This window comes from Alteromonas gracilis (assembly GCF_043642145.1).
In the GTDB taxonomy this organism is placed as follows: domain Bacteria; phylum Pseudomonadota; class Gammaproteobacteria; order Enterobacterales; family Alteromonadaceae; genus Alteromonas; species Alteromonas gracilis_B.
On record NZ_JBHZRZ010000007.1, the window covers coordinates 147,714 to 164,992 of the forward strand.

Annotated in this window: 17 protein-coding genes and 1 tRNA gene; 13 read left to right on the top strand and 5 right to left on the bottom strand. The window is 44.8% G+C overall.

The features are described from left to right. Window positions 1-136 precede the first annotated feature (136 nt). The gene (gene nhaA, locus ACHUFN_RS14290; RefSeq protein ID WP_394223102.1) at window positions 137-1,411 is read right to left on the bottom strand and encodes a Na+/H+ antiporter NhaA; all 1,275 of its coding nucleotides are present in this window, start codon (window positions 1,409-1,411) and stop codon (window positions 137-139) included. A gap of 278 nt (window positions 1,412-1,689) precedes the next feature. Here nhaA and purE point away from each other — a divergent pair, with 278 nt between their 5' ends. The 6 genes from purE (at window position 1,690) to ACHUFN_RS14320 (ending at window position 6,068) form a co-directional block, all read left to right on the top strand. After that, window positions 1,690-2,184: a 5-(carboxyamino)imidazole ribonucleotide mutase gene (purE, locus tag ACHUFN_RS14295; RefSeq protein WP_394223103.1), complete on the top strand. Its 495-nt coding sequence runs from the start codon at window positions 1,690-1,692 to the stop codon at window positions 2,182-2,184. Continuing rightward, window positions 2,181-3,317: a 5-(carboxyamino)imidazole ribonucleotide synthase gene (locus tag ACHUFN_RS14300; protein WP_394223105.1), complete on the top strand. Its 1,137-nt coding sequence runs from the start codon at window positions 2,181-2,183 to the stop codon at window positions 3,315-3,317. Before purE ends, ACHUFN_RS14300 begins: the two co-directional genes overlap by 4 nt. A 61-nt stretch (window positions 3,318-3,378) precedes the next feature. Then, window positions 3,379-3,454: transfer RNA gene (locus ACHUFN_RS14305), tRNA-Thr, on the top strand. A 65-nt stretch (window positions 3,455-3,519) separates the two neighbouring features. Further along, on the top strand, window positions 3,520-4,047 hold the full coding sequence (locus ACHUFN_RS14310; protein WP_394223106.1) for a copper chaperone PCu(A)C: 528 nt from the start codon (window positions 3,520-3,522) through the stop codon (window positions 4,045-4,047). A gap of 164 nt (window positions 4,048-4,211) precedes the next feature. After that, window positions 4,212-4,685 (top strand): Dps family protein, encoded by a 474-nt coding sequence (locus tag ACHUFN_RS14315; RefSeq protein WP_394223107.1) that lies wholly within the window; start codon window positions 4,212-4,214, stop codon window positions 4,683-4,685. A gap of 213 nt (window positions 4,686-4,898) precedes the next feature. Further along, window positions 4,899-6,068, top strand: coding sequence for a PQQ-dependent sugar dehydrogenase (locus ACHUFN_RS14320; protein WP_394223108.1), 1,170 nt, complete (start codon window positions 4,899-4,901; stop codon window positions 6,066-6,068). Between the two features lie 111 nt (window positions 6,069-6,179). Here the strand turns inward: ACHUFN_RS14320 and ACHUFN_RS14325 are convergent, their stop codons facing one another. Then, window positions 6,180-8,288, bottom strand: coding sequence for a S9 family peptidase (locus ACHUFN_RS14325; protein WP_394223109.1), 2,109 nt, complete (start codon window positions 8,286-8,288; stop codon window positions 6,180-6,182). 212 nt (window positions 8,289-8,500) lie between these two features. Then, the gene (locus ACHUFN_RS14330; protein WP_394223110.1) at window positions 8,501-8,833 is read right to left on the bottom strand and encodes an Mpo1-like protein; all 333 of its coding nucleotides are present in this window, start codon (window positions 8,831-8,833) and stop codon (window positions 8,501-8,503) included. 176 nt (window positions 8,834-9,009) lie between these two features. On the opposite strand from ACHUFN_RS14330, the gene trxA reads away from it, so the two are divergent. Then, complete coding sequence (trxA, locus tag ACHUFN_RS14335; RefSeq protein ID WP_394223111.1) at window positions 9,010-9,879, top strand: thioredoxin; 870 nt, start codon at window positions 9,010-9,012, stop codon at window positions 9,877-9,879. A 24-nt stretch (window positions 9,880-9,903) separates the two neighbouring features. Here the strand turns inward: trxA and ACHUFN_RS14340 are convergent, their stop codons facing one another. Continuing rightward, window positions 9,904-10,329 (bottom strand): hypothetical protein, encoded by a 426-nt coding sequence (locus ACHUFN_RS14340; protein ID WP_394223112.1) that lies wholly within the window; start codon window positions 10,327-10,329, stop codon window positions 9,904-9,906. A 265-nt stretch (window positions 10,330-10,594) separates the two neighbouring features. On the opposite strand from ACHUFN_RS14340, the gene ACHUFN_RS14345 reads away from it, so the two are divergent. The 5 genes from ACHUFN_RS14345 to ACHUFN_RS14365 all read left to right on the top strand — a co-directional run bounded on the left by ACHUFN_RS14345 (window position 10,595) and on the right by ACHUFN_RS14365 (window position 15,871). Beyond that, entirely contained in the window at window positions 10,595-11,773 is a 1,179-nt protein-coding gene (locus ACHUFN_RS14345; protein WP_394223113.1) for an aminotransferase class V-fold PLP-dependent enzyme, read from the top strand. A gap of 33 nt (window positions 11,774-11,806) precedes the next feature. After that, window positions 11,807-11,989 carry a DUF2065 domain-containing protein gene (locus ACHUFN_RS14350; protein WP_394223114.1) on the top strand — a complete coding sequence of 61 codons (183 nt, stop codon included), beginning with the start codon at window positions 11,807-11,809 and terminating at the stop codon, window positions 11,987-11,989. 464 nt (window positions 11,990-12,453) lie between these two features. Next, entirely contained in the window at window positions 12,454-13,752 is a 1,299-nt protein-coding gene (locus tag ACHUFN_RS14355) for an adenylosuccinate synthase (protein ID WP_394223115.1), read from the top strand. Window positions 13,753-14,033: 281 nt separating this feature from the next. Further along, on the top strand, window positions 14,034-15,440 hold the full coding sequence (locus ACHUFN_RS14360) for an aldehyde dehydrogenase family protein (protein WP_394223116.1): 1,407 nt from the start codon (window positions 14,034-14,036) through the stop codon (window positions 15,438-15,440). Between the two features lie 11 nt (window positions 15,441-15,451). Then, window positions 15,452-15,871 carry a VOC family protein gene (locus ACHUFN_RS14365; RefSeq protein ID WP_394223117.1) on the top strand — a complete coding sequence of 140 codons (420 nt, stop codon included), beginning with the start codon at window positions 15,452-15,454 and terminating at the stop codon, window positions 15,869-15,871. Between the two features lie 36 nt (window positions 15,872-15,907). Here the strand turns inward: ACHUFN_RS14365 and ACHUFN_RS14370 are convergent, their stop codons facing one another. Continuing rightward, entirely contained in the window at window positions 15,908-16,621 is a 714-nt protein-coding gene (locus ACHUFN_RS14370; protein ID WP_394223119.1) for a PepSY domain-containing protein, read from the bottom strand. An 81-nt stretch (window positions 16,622-16,702) separates the two neighbouring features. Between ACHUFN_RS14370 and ACHUFN_RS14375 the strand changes: the two genes are divergently transcribed. Beyond that, window positions 16,703-17,173: a LabA-like NYN domain-containing protein gene (locus ACHUFN_RS14375; RefSeq protein WP_394223120.1), complete on the top strand. Its 471-nt coding sequence runs from the start codon at window positions 16,703-16,705 to the stop codon at window positions 17,171-17,173. The last annotated feature ends 106 nt before the right edge of the window (window positions 17,174-17,279 follow it).

The following is a 17,279-nucleotide window of genomic DNA, read 5'->3' on the forward strand; positions in this document are numbered from 1 at the left end:
GAGTAGGGCTATTTTTCGCTAATTTTAGCGGGCATTAGTGTTTCGTAAGCAACAGTACTATTGAAGTAGCAAAACTTAAAAATGCCTGCTTAGTCGCAGGCATTTTTCGTTCAGAAAGCGTATTGGTACATCAAGTCTATTTGACAGTATTACCAGTGAACTTACTGGCGTTAGTTGCAACCTTGTTATCATCGCTAGGCGCTTCGCTTATAAGTCGAAGTACGACATAACCTAAACACGCGGAGGCCAGCGAGCCAGCTAAGATACCTACACGTTCATCGAAAATTTGATTTATTCCCGTTTGTTCAAATGCTAGCCCGCCAATAAATAAGCTCATGGTGAAGCCCACGCCACAAAGTAGCGCACAGCCATAAATGTGCTTGAAATTAAGATCGCTAGGTAGCTTCGCCAACTTTAACTTCACCATTAAATAGCAAAATCCGAATACCCCAATTTGTTTACCTACCACAAGGCCGAGAAAGATGCCGAAAGTAACCGGGTGAAAAATACCTTCTGGACTAATATTTCCAAAGCTAATTCCTGCATTGGCAAAAGCAAATATGGGCAAAATTGCAAAGCTAACAGAGCCATTTAAGCCGTGCTCTAATCGGGTGACAGGAGAGTAAGATTCATCTTTTTCATCGCGCATGGGAATGAAGCCAGCTAGCACTACGCCTGCAAGTGTTGCGTGCACACCAGACTTAAGCATGGCTACCCATAAAACAATGCCAACTAAAACATAAGGCGGTATATCAACCACATTGCGTTTATTCATTTGCCACAGCAGTATTAAGCAGCCCGCAGCAATGTAAAGCGCGCCAGCGGTGATGTTGTCGGTGTAAAACAGCGCGATGATGACTATAGCGCCTATGTCATCAATAATGGCTAGCGTCACTAAGAATACTTTCAAACTAGTGGGAACGCGACTTCCCAGTAACGCCAGAATACCTAAGGCAAAGGCTATGTCGGTAGCCGCAGGAATGGCCCAGCCAGCAATAGCGACCGGGTTGTCCCAGTTTATACCCACGTAAATTATGGCCGGTAATGCCATGCCGCCAACAGCACCTGCTGCAGGTAAGATAATGTCTTTAGGGTTTGCCAGCTCTCCTTCACAGACTTCTCGTTTAAGCTCAAGACCAACATGGAAAAAGAACACGGCCATTAAACCGTCGTTAATCCAAAGCAAAAGCGGTTTGTCTATCGCCCACGTGCCTGCAGAAATCTGTACGGGCATACTGATTAAGCGATCGTACAGCGAATCTAGGGGAGAATTGGCGATAATAAGTGCCAAAATGGTAGCCGCCATTAAAAGAATACCTGGGGCAGCTTCGCGATGTAAGAAGTCAGATACCACGTCGTGTACTTCTTCTATCACCTCGTCAAGTACGTCTGGTTCATGCTTATCTGTCATCAATAACCTCATATGCCTTAAACACAAGTAGCAGCGAAAACGATGGGTATCCGCTTACGTTAACCTGTTTTAAATAGGCAAGTTTCCATCATAAATTAATTATAGTTAATACGGCATGCTGTGAAGAGATAGATCACCGATACAAGGAAACGATAATTCCAAAAACGGGAGGTTAGGCCCCATATTTGGCGGCATTTACGGTGGGATTTTGAACGGTTTTACGCTACAATCGCGGCCTTTCCAAAGTTGACCACTTTACCTACTCCGAGGATCTCTAGATGGCAAAAGTCGCGATTGTAATGGGTTCAACTTCAGACTGGCCTACTATGCAGCAGGCCGCAAAAATGCTGAAGTCGTTTGGTGTTGAATTTGAAGCGAAGGTGGTGTCGGCGCACCGTACACCCAACTTGCTAGTAGAGTTTGCAGAAGGCGCAGCCGAAGAAGGTTTTAGCGCCATTATTGCTGGCGCTGGCGGCGCAGCACATTTACCAGGAATGATTGCCGCACATACACATTTACCCGTGTTTGGTTGCCCAGTTAAGTCAAAAGCACTTAACGGATTAGATTCACTGCTTTCAATCGTTCAAATGCCTAAAGGCGTAGCGGTTGGTACACTGGCTATCGGTGAAGCAGGTGCTGCTAACGCAGGGCTATTAGCGGCACAAGTAGTTGCATTACAAGATAAAAGCGTTCGTGACGCAGTTATCGCTTTTAGAAAGTCTCAAACCGATACGGTTCTGGCTTCAAGCAACACATTGGAGTTAGATGAATGAGAGTAGTCGTTTACGGCGCAGGCCAACTTGCTCAAATGATGTACCTGGCTGGAAGCCCGCTTGGTATTGACGTACAAGCTGTGGACGTAAACAACGATACCGTTGTACATCCAGTTAGCAAAACCCCACTAGAAACTTCACTTGCTCAAGCACTAGAAGACGCCGATGCGCTGACAGTAGAGTTTGAGCATGTGCCAGAAAGGTTGTTAGAAGATGCGGCGAAAACTAACAAGTTAATGCCAAACATCGACAGCATTTTAGTTGGTGCAGACCGCGTTCGCGAAAAAAAGCTGCTTGAAAGCATGAAGGTTGCAAATTGCGACCATAAGATTGTGACAGAGCTGTCTCAACTAGATAATTGCGTAAAACAGCTTGGTAGCAAACTCATTTTAAAAGCTAGTCGCGATGGCTACGACGGCTATGGACAATGGCGTTTAAGCGACGAAGCTGAGTTACCAGAGCTTAAAGACGCTTTGCAAGGGCTAGACCTTGAAAATGTTCCGCTTGTGGTGGAAAAAATGGTGGCCTTTGATAGAGAACTTTCTCTTATTGGTGTGCGCAATGCGAAAGGTGACGTGCGAACTTACCCGCTAGCCGAAAACTTACACCACCAAGGCCAGCTTCATGTATCAGTGGCGCCTGCCACTAATGTAGATGATGCACTTCAAGCTCAAGCTCACGATATATTTGTAAAGCTTGCCGAAGGCTTGGATTATGTGGGCGTGTTAGCGGTTGAGCTATTCCAAGTGGGCGATAAGTTGTTAGTGAATGAACTCGCTCCGCGTGTACACAATTCAGGTCACTGGAGTCAATCTGGTGCGGTAACTAGTCAGTTTGAAAACCATTTACGTGCAGTATGTGGGTTGCCCCTTGGTGATACATCGGCAATTGGTCCTAGCGCAATGGTAAATGTTATCGGTTGTAGCAGCTTCTCACGTGACTTGCTAAGCATTGATGGTAGCCACCTTCACTGGTACGGAAAGTCGGTACGAGAAAAGCGTAAAATGGGGCATATCAACGTGACCACTAATAGCTATGAAAGCTTGGGTGAAAAGCTTATGGCGCTGAGCAAATATTTACCACTTGAGTACTTTCCGAAATTAGTTGGTGAAGCAACGCGATTAAAAGGTTGACACCCACGCTTTTATCGCTAGAATACGCATCCGCTGTCTAGGCAGCGGTTTTATTTAGTGTGCCGACTTAGCTCAGTTGGTAGAGCAACTGACTTGTAATCAGTAGGTCGCCAGTTCGATTCCGGCAGTCGGCACCATTTTTCTTTTTTCCTATGCCATTCTTACGTACACTAGTTTCGATTTTCAATTCGGAGCCAGTTGTATGTCACCTTTGTCTAAAACGCTAAAATCTCTTGTCATAGCTACAGGCCTATTTGCCTTAGGTTTATCTGCTTTTCCTCAAGCGTATGCCCACCAGCATAAACACCACGAAGCGAACGAGCAAGCCGATGTAATGGTTATGAACGCGTACGCCCGTGCCACATTTGCAATGGCTAAAACGGGCGCTGTGTACTTTACTTTGCATAATCAAAGTGACAGCGACAAAACGCTTACCTCGGTCTCTGTATCACAAGACATTGCAAGCGAAGCGCAAATACATACGACTGAAATGGAAGGCGACGTAATGAAAATGCGTGAGCTTACCGACGGTGTAGCCATTACAGCGGGTGAGATGGTGTCGTTTGAATCAGGCGGCTATCACGTTATGTTACTTGGCCTAGCAAAAGGACTAGAAGAGGGGAGCGAGTTCACGCTTACGCTATCGTTTGATGATAATAGCCAACTAAAAGTACGTTTGCCTGTGAAGAAAGACCAAGCTAAAAGCCACCACCACCATCATCACGAGTAAACCGTTCGAGTTGCTGTCACTTAGCCATCGATTTATCTGATGAGAGCAATCAACTAAACCGTTAATCTAAATCAAAATTTCTATAGTACTATTTAGTCAATACTGTTGAGGCTAACTCGTTGGCCTAACTGAAATCTTAAAGGTTTAACGTTAAGGAGTGTGACATGAGCAAGATTGATATTGGTATTTCTGAGAGCGATCGCAACGCAGTGGCAGAAGGACTTAAAAAGCTACTGGCTGACTCTTATACATTGTACTTACAAACGCACAATTTTCATTGGAATGTGGAAGGTCCACAGTTTCGCGAACTACACTTAATGTTTGAAGAGCACTACACCGAGCTTGCACAAGCGGTGGATGAAATTGCTGAACGCATTCGCACCTTGGGTATTGCTGCGCCGGGCACTTATAAGTCGTTTGCACAGCTTAGCTCAATTGAAGAAGTAGAGGGTGTTCCTGAGGCAATTGAAATGGTTCGTTTACTCACTCACGGACACGAGCAAGTTGTTAAAACATGCCGAGAGTCATTGAAGCTAGCGCAAGATGCAGACGATGAATCATCAGCAGCGTTAATTGGCGATCGCATGCGCGTTCACGAGAAAACTGCGTGGATGCTTCGCGCTACCTTACCAAAGTAAGGTGAATGCTAAATAAAAGGCTAAACAATAGCTTTTGAATTGTTAGGCTCAATGCGTCGTTTAATCGCATAAAGGCGTGAAACTATCACAAAGGGTACAGCAGCGCTGTGCCCTTTTTTGTATACTTGCGATAACTGAAATAAGTATTAAAAACAACAGTAAGAAGCGTGTGTAGCAATACACATATATTCTTTAAAACTGAGGCTTCTAGCGATGAGAACACCCACTATTTTGGCGCAATTATTCAAGCCAGCCAACGCGTTTTCCCAATCTATAGTTTGTGCACTGGCGCTAACTGTCAGTCATGGCGCGCTTGCTCACGGCGATCATGAACACGATGATGATGGTCAACATATTAAGGTAACAACCTTAGCAGAAGGGCTGGAGCACCCGTGGGGAATGGCGTTCTTACCTAATGGTGACATGCTGCTAACGGAAAGAGTCGGTGGTATTCAGCGCTTATCAAAAGACGGCAAATTGTCGGGACGCCTAAGCAACGTGCCTGAAGTAGTCGCGCAAAACCAAGGCGGAATGCTTGATATTGCAATTGATCCAGATTTTGCCAGCAACAACACCATTTACTTTTGCTACAGCAAAGCCAGTGATGCAGAGGGTAAGTCAGGCAGCAGCAGTAGCGTAGCGAAAGCAACGCTAACAAATACAGGCCTTGAAGACGTTAACGAAATTTTTAGCGCCGATTCAATTGTAGATAACGGTTTTCACTTTGGTTGTCGCCTAGTGTTCGACGCCGAAAAGCAACTGTATGTCGCAATGGGTGACCGTTACAAATACATGAAAGAAGCGCAAAACACTGACAATCACTTCGGTAAAATAGTGCGCATTAATCGTGAAGGCAGCGCGGTAAAAAACAACCCGTTTATCGACGGTAAAGCACCTGAAGTATTCAGCTATGGGCATAGAAATGTTCAGGGCTTGACGGTGCACCCTGAAACAGGTGCAGTGTGGGCAATGGAGCATGGCCCAAAAGGCGGTGACGAGATTAATATTCTTGAGCGAGGAGCTAACTACGGCTGGCCTGTCATTACCTATGGCGTTGATTACAGCGGCGCTATCATTAGTGATAAAACACACATGGAAGGCATGAAGCAGCCGTGGGTCTACTGGGATCCCTCAATTGCTCCAAGCGGACTAACCTTCTATCAAGGTGACATGTTTAAAGAGTGGAATGGCGATGTGCTTGTTGGCTCTTTAAAGTTCACACATTTACGCCGCATTAAAGTGGAAGACGGTAAACCAGGCGAGCAATTTGAATATGTACGCGACAATCATGCTCGCATCCGCGATGTTGAAGTTGGCCCAGACGGCGCCATTTACTTATTAACCGATGCGCCAAACGGAAAAGTCTTGAAGTTGACGAAATAGTGTCAGCAATGAAAAGGGCGCCGATAGCGCCCTTTCTACATTAAGTGCTTATTGAATAGGTGTCGATTCAGCGATAAAGCTATGTGCTGAACGGCACTAACGTAATCCTACCTACTCATCATTCTCATCTTTTTTGTATCGTTCAAACCACGCGATAATATTCCCCACCTTTTGAATGAGGCGAGAAGGGCGGCTGGCAATCCCGTGTGATGCACCTGGAATTCGCACCATTGCAGCATCAACACCTTGTAACTTTAACGCTTGATAGTACTGCTCAGATTCACTAATAGGCGTGCGATAGTCTGCTTCGCCCGTGAGTAGCATTGTTGGAGTAGTTACATTTCCAACCAAGCTTAGTGGGCTGCGCTTCCATAGCTTATCGGCAACATTCCACGGCATATCAGCCATCCAGTATTGGCTAAAGAATGGATAAGCATCGGCTGTCAGAGCAAAGCTCATCCAGTTAATAACGGGTTTCGCTACAACCGCGGCTTTAAAGCGGTCAGTTTTCCCAATGGACCAAGCGGTAAGTACACCACCACCAGAGCCACCTGTAATAAATAGGTTGTCTGTATCCACATAGCCTTTTTCTATAACTGCATCCACCACATCCATAAGATCGTTATAGTCTTCCGACGGGTAGTTATGATGAATTAAATTACCAAAGTCTTCACCGTACGAGCTACTGCCTCTGGGGTTTGACCATACGACCACATAGCCTTGCGCCGCCATTAATTGAATTTCCATGGCAAAGTGCGGGCCATAGGCTGCATGTGGGCCGCCATGGATCTCTAAAATAAGCGGGTATTTTTTGCTGCTATCAAACCCTGGTGGTAACGCTACCCATGCGTCGATAGCGCGTTCATCAATGCTTGAAGTAACCGCTAGGTCTTGCACTTCAGCAAGGGCTTTATGGGCCAAGGCGTCGCTATTTAAATTGGTTAGCTGCGTGTCATCTTTGCCCTTTCTAAAAAGGGCTAGGTCGCCAGGCGTGGTGCGAGGTGCGGTGGTATAAACAATGTCACCTTTGTCGCTAACCGCAAAATCGCCAGATGTATAAGGACGACCAAACGCTTGACCACCCACGCTTACATCAAGGGTTTTTATATCACCCTTTAAGTTCACCGTTGCAAGCTTGGTTTCACCGTGGTCTAGATATGAAAATATTAATCCGCGGCTGTCTTTACGCCATTCAAACTTACCTAAGCTTCTATCTAAAGACGTTGTTAAGCGCGTAATGTCGCCGCTTTTAAGCTCAAGTACTGCTAGGTCACCGTTTTGATAAGACAGCTTTCTGTCGTTAAGTTGGGTAAACGCAAGGTATTTGCCATCAGGGCTTAACGTTGGTCTGCCTTCAGGCCCGTCAATATCGGTAACTTGTTCCACCGCTGCCGTATTCACGTTAACTTTATAAATGTCGCTAAACAGCGGGTGTAACGCGTAGTCTTCGCGCTGTGGCGTAGCGAAGTAAATCCAGTCGTTGTCTTTAGAAAAAGAAAGCGTACCGCCGCTTGGGAATTTACCTGTGGTTAGCTGGCGAGGTGTTCCACCTTCAACAGGTAGAACAAAGATTTGATCGAAGCCGTCTCGCAAATAACCCCTTCCGTCCCCCCTATATTGCACTGCGTCTATGTAGGTCGCTTGTTCTGCCCACTTAGCCCCTTTCGGTTTGCTAGGCATTTCGCTAAACAACGGTTTTTGTTTTTCTTCAGTAAACTGAGTAAATGCCAGTGTTTTGCTGTCGTGCGACCACGTTAACTGCCGGGGGGCTTCACTGGTATTGGTTAAGCGCACCGACTGCAGGGTATCTAAATAATAAAGATGCAATTGCGCGCGACCTTTTACCGACTTGGTATACGCCAGCATTTTACCGTTTGGCGATAAGGTTGCCTGCGACAAATTTTCATCTAAGCCAATAAATGGGCGATGCTCCCCCGACTTGATGTTTACTTGCCACAATCTACTTTGTCGACTGTCGGTCATGACATCCATGCTCTGGCGTGCATAAATAACGGTTTCTTTGTCAATAAATTGCGGGTTAGCAACAAACTCAAGATTAAAAGTATCGTTATAAGACAGTATGTTGCTAGGTATCGAGTCAGAACTAGGTTGCTGCAGCGCATTAGCCTGGCTAACACCTAAGAACAGAAGGGAAAGCGCGGTAGAAGTTAAATTTAAGCCTTTGCGTAAAGGGCATGAGGCGAAACGTGACGCAAACATAACGATTCCTTTATTATATTTATGGCGCAGCGCGTTTCACTGTTATGAAGCTACGCACAATAGGTTAAGTGTTTTTGCCTTTCGCTACTTAAACAAACATAGCAATGATCACCAAGGCTAAACACTAACCATATCGCTTTCGTTTCTTGTATGTAAAGCGTGTGCGTTAAAGCGGCGGATTAACATGTTAAAGGAATATTTACGTCCTTAATCTATTCGCCTTTTAAACTTATTTTGCCAGTCAGAATGTCTTTAAACATAACCCAGTCGCCAATAAGGCTATATATTGGATGTTTGAAGGTGGCAGGGCGGTTTTTTTCAAAAAAGAAATGTCCAACCCAAGCAAAGCCATACCCGACCACTGGAATAAACCATAGGTAGGACCATGTTGCAGTGAATATTGCCAGTGCAATTACACCCAGCACTAGCCAAGAGCCAATAAAATGTAGTGTGCGACAGGTGCTGTCTTTGTGCTCGTTAAGATAAAACGGATAAAATTCTTTGAAAGACGCAAATTGAGTGTTGGCGCTGGTTTGTGTGGTCATAAACCCTCTCAGTCAAGCTGTAGTAGCACAATTTTACACTACATTAACATCTCGCGTTAAATTAAATTGTCGTGAAAGCGACAATGAATAAGCCGCTATTCGCTTGTCACTAACCTTGTAATTTCCTACCTCCTGCCCCATATTCCATTCAATTAAAGAAATTAAAGGCCTGCGTTATGGAAAATCTCGTTGCAAATAGCCAAGCAACTATTGTTGATATTACGGTAGAAAACTTTCAGCAAATCATTGTCGAAGCGTCTCAAGAAAAGCTGGTGCTTATCGACTTTTGGGCAGATTGGTGCGAACCGTGTAAAGACTTAATGCCCATTCTAGAAAAGCTGGCGGCCGAGTTTAGTCAGCATCTGATTTTGGCAAAGGTAGACTGTGAAGCGCAGCAAGAAGTAGCAGCTCAGTTTGGCATTAGAAGTTTACCTACTGTAATGGTGGTGCAAAATGGCCAGCCTGTTGATGGCTTTGCAGGCGTACAGCCTGAGCAGCAAATTCGCGAAATGCTGGCGAAATACCTTCCTAACCCTGAAGACGATTTGCTTGCCACAGCAGGAAAGGCCATTCAGCAGGGGAATTATGCAGAAGCATTGCCTGCGGCAAAAGAAGCATTAACTTTGAACCCTGACAATGTAAACGCAAAGTACATGCTTATTGATTGTTACATTGAGACAGGCTCAATTGACGCAGCAAAGTTATTGCTTGAAGAAATAAAGCTGGTGGATCAGGATTCTCGATATAATAGCTTAGCTGGAAAAATTGAACTTGCTGAGCAGGCTGCAGATACGCCTGAAATTAGACAATTACTTGCCGCAGTTGAAGCTAACCCGGATGACTTGCAGCTGAAAGTAGACTTAGCTGTTCAGCTGCAGCAAGCAAACAAAGCCCAAGATGCTCTAGAGCTGCTATACAGCGTTTTAAAGAAAGAACTGGGTTTTGGCGACGCAAGAAAACTAATGATGGATATGATGAATGCCCTTGCAGATGGCGACCCACTGAAGTCTGAATATCGTCGTAAAGTTTACAGCCTGTTGTATTAATTCGGGTTAGGCTGCGTAACGAAGTTACCGCGCTACTATGGGGGAGAAACCTTCTGCATGCAGCCAATTTAATGCTTTGAAGTATTCTTGAAAATATTCGCGTTTGTAGTTTGCTCCCTTAAAATCGCGTTGTTTTAAAGGGTGAGTTCGTTCTAGCTGAGCTCGCCTTACCATCCCGGTGTCCAGCACATAAGCCGAACGCGTTAATCCTCGAGAAATATTTAGCTTGATGGCTTCAGCTAAACGAGTTTGGCACTCGGGGGTTGTGAGTACCCAGCGGCGCCCATCAATAAGAGCAGCCCATGGTTCGTTATTAAACCCTCTGATAAGCTCGTGCATTTCTTCTACAAAAAATTCTGTTGTTTTTAGGTTCCACGCACCAGTAGCAAAGATCTCAAGTACGTTGCCAGATATATCTAATGAATAATTTCCGTATTTAGGAAAACGCATAAAATACCTTTAATGTTCATCCGCAATAAACAGACTGAGCTTGTTTACACGGCCAACAAAAATAAACTCGCATTCATAGGGTATAGCAGAGTTCGAAAGAATTACAGATAGCTTGTAGTTAATAGAAATATCACTTAGCAGACAAGGGTGGGCAAAAGTATTTACAGTTAATTTGTAAATAAATGTTAAGACGTACAGGCAGAATCATGCGAGAAAAGCCGGAATTTGTTAGTGTTTCCAAGGTTTTTATATTTGGTAATCGAGCATGGCATTTCAGCAATTTTATTCTGGGTTTCTAAGCGCAAATAAGCATAAACAGCACTATGCATGTCACAGTCACTATTTTTGGCCTGATTGTACCCGCGAAGCTACCCTTGAATATTGGGACGACAGCGCCAAGTACGTTGACGAAAAATGGGGCTTCTTTTTTCAAACGCTGGTGCCGGAATTACAGCAGCGTATAAGTGATATTCTCAATACTGGCGCGCCACAGCAAATTGTTTTTGCGCCTAATACCCATGAACTGCTGTATCGAATAATGAGCTGTTTTAACACATCAGCACCCTATAAAGTGGTATCGACAGACAGTGAGTTTCACAGTTTTCAGCGCCAAGCTAGCCGGTTACAAGAGCAAGGAACTATAGAGCTCATAACCGTACCAACAAAGCCCTACAACTCGTTTTCATCTCGCTTTAAAGCGGCCATAGCTGAACATAATCCAGAGCTCGTATTCTTTAGTCAAGTCTTTTTTAATTCTGGCTATGTGGTTAATGATGTGGCTGATATTGTCAACAGTGTAACCAACGAAAGCACGCTGGTTGTCGTCGACGGATATCACGGGTTTATGGCAAAACCAACCGACCTCAGCGAAATTGCGCATCGGGCTTTTTATTTGTCGGGGAGTTATAAGTACGCACAGGCAGGCGAGGGGGCGTGTTTTGCCCACGTTCCTGTTGGATGTGAATTGAGGCCAACTTATACAGGGTGGTTCGCCGAGTTTGGTGAGCTTGACAAACCTCGCGCTGTTGGCGGTCAAGAACGCATTCAGTACAGTTTAGATGGAATGCGCTTTGCGGGGGCAACCATGGATTTTACGGCATTGTATCGACTACGGGCAGTACTTCGTATGTTCGAGAAAAACAGTATGAGCGTAGAAACAATCAACGACTATGTTATGAACATGCAGCAAGTGTTCCTAGATGAACTGGCTAAGTACGATCATCCCTTACTTAACGAGGGTAATTTAGCGGTGAGCGACGAAGCATGTAGGGGGCACTTCCTCACCTTTGAACTAGATGATGCCGACGTGACGAAAGACCTTGCTTTAAAACTGAAAGCCCACCATATTCTTACAGACTATAGAGGTAACCGCTTACGGTTTGGCTTTGGCCTTTACCATACCCCTGATTATGTTGATTTATCACCGCTTTTGAAATTGGTGTAGTTCACTACTTGTGCGTTAATTAAGGATAATTTCATGGAGTGGTTTTTGCCCGCTTTAGCAATAGTATTAATAATAGAGGGTATAGGACCGCTGCTATTTCCTAATAAATGGCGTAACTATTTACTGGAAATTAGTCAGCAGCCTAGCAATCAGCTACGTCAAATTGGCGGGACGCTTGTTATTCTGGGTGCATTGTTGCTGTATTATTTTAGCTAGACGCTGCTTTGGCCGTACTGCTCTTAATTTGCTATGTGTTCGCCATGTAGATAGTGAGTATAAAATAACTTTACCGCTGTATAAAAAATGCGCTTAACAACGCCCTCTACTTGGCTTTAACGAAGGCCACAGGCAAACAAGCGTCACTCAATTACAAAGTATACAAACAAAAATGAATAAGCGCCTTAAGCTTGGCAAGAGGGCTTTATTATAGATAGCAGTAGACCGCTTGCTCAGCTTTTATGCCTCGCTCCATTTAGAATGCTTTGAAAATTAGCGTCTTAGAAACTGAATCTCAACTGGGAGCATTTCGCCCCTCTCTTGCAACAAGCGAAAGCGGCTGTTCACCGTGGTTGTGTTTTCAGAAATAAAAATAAAATAGTCGTATTTTTGTTCGAAAAAGGGGTGATCCTTGCCCTAGAATTTTGTAGAATCCCCGCCTAATTTTCTTACACATATGATTCATGGCAAAGAACGTTGTGGTACTCGGCACTCAATGGGGTGACGAGGGTAAAGGCAAGGTCGTAGACCTACTCACTGATCGCGCAAAATATGTGGTTCGCTACCAAGGCGGGCACAATGCAGGTCACACTCTAGTTATCGACGGTGAAAAAACCGTTCTTCACTTAATCCCATCAGGCATTCTACGCGACAATGTTACCTGTATTATTGGTAATGGTGTGGTACTAAGCCCTGACGCACTTATGAAAGAAATTACCATGCTTGAAGAGCGTGGAGTTCCCGTACGCGAGCGATTAAAGATTAGTGAAGCTTGTCCGCTTATTCTTCCTTATCACATTGCACTTGACGTAGCGCGCGAAAAAGCGCGTGGCGCGAAAGCTATTGGTACAACAGGCCGTGGTATAGGTCCAGCGTACGAAGACAAAGTTGCCCGTCGCGGACTGCGTGTTGGTGACTTGTTTAATGCAGAAGATTTCGCGGCTAAGCTTAAAGAAGTACTAGATGTGCATAACTTTACGCTTACGCAATACTATGGCGAAGAGGCAGTAGACTTCGATGAAACCTTAAAAGGTGCAATGGAAGTGGCTGACATCTTGAAAGCCATGGTTGTTGATGTAACTGACGAGCTAGACAAAGCGCACAACGCAGGTCTACCTATTATGTTTGAAGGTGCACAAGGCACGCTTCTAGACATCGACCACGGTACTTATCCTTATGTTACGTCTTCAAACACGACCGTTGGTGGTGTTGCGACAGGTGCAGGTTTTGGCCCACTGAAGCTAGATTACGTGCTAGGTATCGTGAAAGCGTACACCACGCGCGTGGGATCAGGTCCGTTCCCAACAGAGCTTGAGTGCGAAGTTGGCCAACACCTAGGTGTAAAAGGTCACGAGTTTGGTGCAACCACAGGTCGTAAGCGTCGTACTGGTTGGTTCGATGCGGTTGCGATGAAACGCGCTGTACAAATTAACTCTATCACTGGCTTCTGCCTAACTAAGCTTGACGTTCTAGACGGTCTTGAGAGTCTTCAAATTTGCGTTGGTTATAAAGATGCAGACGGCAACGTAAAAGACGTACCACCAATGGCTGCTGACGGTTACGAAAAAGTAACGCCAGTTTACGAAGAAATGCCGGGTTGGTCAGACAACACCTTTGGTGTGACTGAGTTTGAAGCGCTTCCACAAGCGGCTAAAAACTACATCAAGCGTTTAGAAGAGCTAACGGGTGTGCCAGTTGATATCGTTTCAACCGGACCAGACAGAAACGAAACTATCGTTCTACGTCACCCTTACGACGCCTAAGTCGTTTTCAATAAATTGCATTAAAAGGCCCAGCATTAGTTGGGCTTTTTTATAGTTATTGCTTAAGAAAAAATGCACGTTTCGCTTGGGTATCACCCGCATGTATTGCGTAGCAACGCGCGATGCATTAAACATTAATTAACATTTTAGTTGCGTTGTCTTGGAACATCCCTATTAATATAAGATAGTATCAGTTAATTATTGCGCTGCTTTACTCGTCAACATCTCGGCTTTGGTTATGCGTATTGTTGCAACGGGTTTCATGCAATCGGAGCTTTCTTATGCCAAATAGACCTTCTCTTCATGCTGTTGAATCGGGTGTGTGTTTTGTTGATGTTGTTCATAAACTCAATAACAGTTTCGATACGGGTAAAACACAATCGCTTCAATGGCGTAAAAACCAGCTAAAGGCATTAGAAACCCTACTTAAAGATAATCAGCACGATATTTTACAAGCGTTAAAAAACGACCTTGGCAAGTGTAAAACTGAGGCCATCGTGGCCGAACAAGGCTTTTTACTTTCTGATATTAAGCATACGCTTAAGCACCTAGATAAATGGGTAAAACCACGAAAAGTGTCTACGCCTATGGTGGCGTGGCCTGGTAAAAGTTTTCGCCAGCCTGAACCACTCGGTACCGTGCTTATAATAGGCGCTTGGAATTATCCACTTCAGCTTTTACTAGCGCCTTATATTGCAGCCATAGCCGCGGGAAACTGTGCGGTACTAAAACCCTCAGAGCTGGCCGAAGAAACGTCATCGCTGGTGGCAAAGCTTATTCCTCAATATATGGATACATCTTGTGTTGCTGTAATTGAAGGCGGCAAAGATGAAGCATCGGCATTACTTGCCTGCAAATGGGATCATATTTTCTACACAGGCGGTGAAGCCGTTGGAAAAATTGTAATGAGCGCAGCGGCAAGGCACCTAACGCCCGTCACGCTTGAGTTAGGTGGAAAAAGCCCGTGTTTTGTAGATAAGCATACAAACCTTGCCGTAACCGCACGTCGTTTAGTGTGGGGTAAATGGATGAATGCAGGGCAAACCTGTATAGCTCCAGACTATTTGATTGTGGAAAAAGGCTTTGAAAAAAAGCTTATAGATGCGGTTAAAAAAGAGCTTAAAAAGCAGTACGGTAAATCGCCGTTGTCATCTAAAGATTACGGAAACATTGTCAATCATCGCCATTTAAAGCGCTTAGAGAGTTATCTTGAAAACGTAAACGTAGTTTACGGAGGACAACTTGATCACACGCGCCCGGCAATGGCTCCAACCATTGTATTAGAGCCATCGTTTGATAGCCCAGTAATGAAAGAAGAGATCTTCGGTCCTATTCTTCCTGTTATTACCGTAGAAGACATGGACGCAGGCATCAAATTTGTAAACAGCAGGCCTAAACCGCTAGCGCTTTACGCGTTTAGCGATAAAGACGCGGTACTAGATAACATTATTAAGCGAACCAGCTCAGGCAGTGTGTGTACAAACGATACCATGTTGTTTATGACTAACCCTGAACTGCCGTTCGGCGGCGTGGGTAATAGCGGTATGGGCAGCTACCATGGGCAAGCTGGCTTTGATACATTCAGCCACATTAAAACGGTAATGAAGCGTTCTTTCGCGTTAGACGTGTTCTTTCGCTATGCACCGTTTTCTAAGTTTAAGTTATCGCTACTTAAGAAGTTTTTATAACAGGAGTTTTCATGGTTCAGCCCTTTCATCTTGCCATTCCGGTTACCAATTTAACCGACGCCGAGGCGTTCTATGGTGAATTGCTGGGCTGTGGTAAAGGTCGTAGTGATAGTCAGTGGATAGACTGGAATTTCTTCGGCCACCAATTAGTGACCCATTGTGTAGAAGCAATGCCATCTCCGCCTTCGTTTAACAGTGTTGATGACCACGCAGTACCAGTGCCACACTTTGGTGTGGTGCTAACCATGAGCGAGTGGCAATCACTGGCAGATAGACTGGAAGCAGCCAACATTGAATTTGTTATTGCGCCTTACGTTCGCTTTAAGGGTAAACCTGGGGAGCAAGCCACTATGTTCTTTAAAGACCCTTTCGGCAATGCACTAGAATTCAAAGCGTTTGCTGATATCTCACAGCTATTCGCAACAAACTAACCTTAGCTGCTAAGCCTTATTTATTTGCGCTATTAACTAGCGCTTTTTTCGTTTTGGTTTAAAACGCCTGTACAAAAGCGCTACGCCAGTAAGTGTGAACAAAAAAGCGCTGCCCGAAAATGCAATCAGCCATGGCGAATTGAAGTTGCTTCGATCTTTATAATCCATAATGTGAAGCATCCACATAAAATCAAATAACCGCCATGTGTCTGTGCGAACCCTAGCCACAGCACCTGTGTTTGGGTCGATATAAAAGCGTGTGTTCAACTCGTCATTGAAACTTATCTGCCAAAGCGGCGCGGGTAAACTCTGTACTTCTTGGGGAAGTGCGTTTAGTAGCTGTGCATGAACAATGCTTCCTTCGCCTGCATACTGATGTGTTGCAACCTCGCGAATAATAGGCTCTTCCAATGGAAAAAGCTTTTCACCTGTCAGCGCGTTGTATCGGTAACTCAGGTTGTTGTCTATTACCTTATACACGGGAATAGCCGTGAGTGGCGTTGAGGGTGAAGTAACTGAAATACGATGAGTCAGTGAAAACGTTGCCAGATTACTGTGGTTACTAAGCACATCTGACGGGGTGATGCTGGCGCCTTGCCAAGAAGTAGTAACCTTGTATTTAAGGTGGTTTCCTCTTACTTCTTCTATGGGGAGCCATGCCATTACCAAGCCACTTAAAAACCATAAGCCAATTTGTAGAAATAAGACTAAGCCTAGGTAGTCGTGCGCCTTGCGCATCAATGAAATCATTATGGTTTTCGTTACGCTTTATTCTCAAAACGTTATAACATCAGAAAATACAATTTGAGTAAACCAAAGAAGAGAGTTGTTGTGAAAAAAGCGCTATTACTAGTAGATGTGCAAAACGTGTATTACACCTGTCGTCAGGCCTACAAGCGCAACTTCAATTACAATCAGTTTTGGCAAACGTTAACTTACAGCGTAGATATAACCCACGCTTTTGCATACGCCATCGACCGTGGCGACAGTAAGCAGCGCGAGTTTCAAAACATCTTGCGTGCTATAGGGTTTGACGTAAAACTCAAGCCGTTTATTCAGCGTGCAGATGGCTCTGCGAAAGGCGATTGGGACGTGGGTATTACGGTAGATGCGCTTGAGTATGCCGATAACGTCGACGAGGTTGTTCTGGTATCGGGTGACGGCGACTTCGATATTCTGGTAAACGCACTAAAAGCAAAAGGGAAAACCGTGACGGTTTATGGTGTACCTACGCTAACAGCAGAGAGTATTCAAAAAGCCGCCTCTCGGTATGTGCCTATTGATACTGCGCTGCTACTTTAACACGAGATTGGCATCGATTGGTTTCTAGCGTTTTTCGCTAAGACGTAACTAGGTGTGATAGGTAGTTGAGCAATGTAACGCGCTAAAATCGTATTGTTAAGCTTGG

Excerpts from the sequence above, each read along its gene's own strand:
- nhaA (WP_394223102.1), bottom strand. The coding sequence starts at position 1,411 with ATGACAGATAAGCATGAACCAGACGTACTTGACGAGGTGATAGAAGAA.
- purE (WP_394223103.1), top strand. The coding sequence starts at position 1,690 with ATGGCAAAAGTCGCGATTGTAATGGGTTCAACTTCAGACTGGCCTACT.
- ACHUFN_RS14300 (WP_394223105.1), top strand. The coding sequence starts at position 2,181 with ATGAGAGTAGTCGTTTACGGCGCAGGCCAACTTGCTCAAATGATGTAC.
- ACHUFN_RS14310 (WP_394223106.1), top strand. The coding sequence starts at position 3,520 with ATGTCACCTTTGTCTAAAACGCTAAAATCTCTTGTCATAGCTACAGGC.
- ACHUFN_RS14315 (WP_394223107.1), top strand. The coding sequence starts at position 4,212 with ATGAGCAAGATTGATATTGGTATTTCTGAGAGCGATCGCAACGCAGTG.
- ACHUFN_RS14320 (WP_394223108.1), top strand. The coding sequence starts at position 4,899 with ATGAGAACACCCACTATTTTGGCGCAATTATTCAAGCCAGCCAACGCG.
- ACHUFN_RS14325 (WP_394223109.1), bottom strand. The coding sequence starts at position 8,288 with ATGTTTGCGTCACGTTTCGCCTCATGCCCTTTACGCAAAGGCTTAAAT.
- ACHUFN_RS14330 (WP_394223110.1), bottom strand. The coding sequence starts at position 8,833 with ATGACCACACAAACCAGCGCCAACACTCAATTTGCGTCTTTCAAAGAA.
- trxA (WP_394223111.1), top strand. The coding sequence starts at position 9,010 with ATGGAAAATCTCGTTGCAAATAGCCAAGCAACTATTGTTGATATTACG.
- ACHUFN_RS14340 (WP_394223112.1), bottom strand. The coding sequence starts at position 10,329 with ATGCGTTTTCCTAAATACGGAAATTATTCATTAGATATATCTGGCAAC.
- ACHUFN_RS14345 (WP_394223113.1), top strand. The coding sequence starts at position 10,595 with ATGGCATTTCAGCAATTTTATTCTGGGTTTCTAAGCGCAAATAAGCAT.
- ACHUFN_RS14350 (WP_394223114.1), top strand. The coding sequence starts at position 11,807 with ATGGAGTGGTTTTTGCCCGCTTTAGCAATAGTATTAATAATAGAGGGT.
- ACHUFN_RS14355 (WP_394223115.1), top strand. The coding sequence starts at position 12,454 with ATGGCAAAGAACGTTGTGGTACTCGGCACTCAATGGGGTGACGAGGGT.
- ACHUFN_RS14360 (WP_394223116.1), top strand. The coding sequence starts at position 14,034 with ATGCCAAATAGACCTTCTCTTCATGCTGTTGAATCGGGTGTGTGTTTT.
- ACHUFN_RS14365 (WP_394223117.1), top strand. The coding sequence starts at position 15,452 with ATGGTTCAGCCCTTTCATCTTGCCATTCCGGTTACCAATTTAACCGAC.
- ACHUFN_RS14370 (WP_394223119.1), bottom strand. The coding sequence starts at position 16,621 with ATGATTTCATTGATGCGCAAGGCGCACGACTACCTAGGCTTAGTCTTA.